Origin of the sequence: Paraburkholderia sp. (assembly GCF_036488505.1) — a bacterium.
In the GTDB taxonomy this organism is placed as follows: domain Bacteria; phylum Pseudomonadota; class Gammaproteobacteria; order Burkholderiales; family Burkholderiaceae; genus Paraburkholderia.
The window spans coordinates 1-1903 of record NZ_DASXHN010000421.1 but is presented as its reverse complement, the minus strand read 5'-3'; the positions used below and the strand labels follow the sequence as shown (position 1 = coordinate 1903).

The 1903-nt window shown below is 61.4% G+C and carries 2 protein-coding genes; one reads left to right on the top strand and one right to left on the bottom strand.

Features of this window, described 5'->3' with window-relative positions; translation table 11 throughout:
- Position 1: 1 nt before the first annotated feature.
- Positions 2-1192, top strand: coding sequence for a benzoyl-CoA 2,3-epoxidase subunit BoxA (gene boxA, locus VGH68_RS24380; RefSeq protein WP_331606275.1), 1191 nt, complete (start codon positions 2-4; stop codon positions 1190-1192).
- A 312-nt stretch (positions 1193-1504) separates the two neighbouring features.
- Here boxA and VGH68_RS24375 read toward each other — a convergent pair whose 3' ends face one another.
- Positions 1505-1870 carry a hypothetical protein gene (locus tag VGH68_RS24375; protein WP_047845755.1) on the bottom strand — a complete coding sequence of 122 codons (366 nt, stop codon included), beginning with the start codon at positions 1868-1870 and terminating at the stop codon, positions 1505-1507.
- Between the last annotated feature and the right edge of the window lie 33 nt (positions 1871-1903).

The window sequence follows — 1903 nt, the reverse complement described above, 5'->3', positions numbered from 1 at the left end:
CATTCGCTGCAACACTTGCGAAGAGACGTGCCCGGTCGACGCGATCACGCACGACTCTAACAACTACGTCGTCAAGGCAGAGGTCTGCAATGGCTGCGTGGCATGCATCTCGCCGTGCCCGACCGGCTCCATCGACAACTGGCGCACGGTGCTGAAGTCGCAGGCGTACAGCATTGAAGAGCAGTTCACGTGGGACGAGCTGCCGGCGCAGAACACGACAGCAAGCGCGGCGTTGGACGGCCTGCCGCAAGCGGATGCTGACGAGGCAGAGAGCAGCGGCGAAACGTCCGAAGGCATCGACGTGGATACGGTGCGCGGCTCGACGCTGCCGCCCTGGTCGGCGGCCAAGCCTTACGTGAATCTGTACACGCACAAACTGCCGGTGGCGGCGACGGTCGTAGGCAATTACCGCCTGACCGGCGAGTCCACCGAAAGCGATATTCATCACATCGTGCTGGATTTCGGCACGACGCCGTTTCCGGTCGTCGAGGGCCAGTCGATCGGCATTTTGCCGCCGGGCACGACGAAGGACGGCAAGACACATCACGCACGTCAGTACTCGATAGCCAGTCCGCGGGATGGCGAACGCGAGGGTTATAACAACCTGTCGCTGACCGTCAAACGCGTCACGCAGGATTATCGTGGCAACGAAGCCGACGGTGTCTGCTCGAACTATTTGTGCGACGTGAAGAAGGGCGACAAGGTCAATGTGATCGGTCCGTTCGGCAGTACGTTCCTGATGCCGAATCATCCGAACTCGCACCTGCTCATGATCTGCACGGGCACAGGTTCCGCACCCATGCGCGCAATGACCGAGTATCGCCGGCGCCGGCGTCTGAAAGGCGCGACTGGCAAGCTGATGCTGTTTTTTGGCGCGCGCACGAAAGAAGAGTTGCCTTACTTCGGGCCGCTCGTGAACCTGCCGAAAGATTTCATCGATACCACGCTGGCGTTTTCACGCACCGTGGGCCAGCCGAAGCGCTACGTACAGGACGCGATGCGCGAACGTGCGGCCGATGTCGGGCAGATGCTGCGCGATGACAACACATACATCTATGTGTGCGGGCTGAAGGGGATGGAGGACGGGGTGCTTCAGGCGTTGCGGGATATCGCCGGGCAGAATGGCATTGAATGGGAGCCGCTATGGCGTGCGCTCAAGCGAGAGGGAAGGCTGCATCTCGAGACCTATTGACCGCCGTCCCAACGGCATTGCCGAACAACCAGCGCCCGCTTATGCGGGCGTTTTTCATTGACTCCCCCGCCATCGCTGAAGACTCGTATATGGCCGATCGCGCACTGTCCGGGTGCACGGACGTCTACATAGGTGCGACTTACCTGCGGGTAGCGGGCGGCGCCGCGCCGGTGTTTTCTAAGGAGGGTATGTCGGCTCAGGGGAGTCGTCGACGGCAATCCGGATCGGCATGCGCACGAAGTTCTGAAGCCGAACGGGCCTGTCGTTCAAGCGGCGACTCCCGATAAACGATAGGCCCCTTGCTTTATCCGGTCAGTCGGCCGGCCGTTTGTCAGCGAGCGCTCGCTTGCATTCATCGAGCACGCGCAGCACAAGCTCCGATTGATAGTTGAGGTCGTCGCTGTCGAGAATTTCTTCCACGGCGTCGCGAGCCCAGTCGGCATCCACGAGTTCCGAGTGCCGCTGGGCGAGGTCGGCCGCAATGGCCGAAAGCTTCGCGATGGCGAGCCATTCAGCCTGGCGCTTGTGCCTGTCCAGCCACTTGTGAGCCGCTTGCACGTGAAAAGCCGCCGTGGGCCAGGAGCCGTTCAGATAATAGGCGCCCAAGCTCCCGCAGGTGAGCCAGCAGAGCAATTCCACGCGGTCGGTCGGGCTGAGATTGTGGCGTACATCGTTCATGGCGGAGCTCACGAAGATGATTGACGTGTGCCG

Bases quoted from the DNA above. Each gene is read 5' to 3' on its own strand.
- VGH68_RS24375 (WP_047845755.1), bottom strand. From the start codon at position 1,870: ATGAACGATGTACGCCACAATCTCAGCCCGACCGACCGCGTGGAATTG.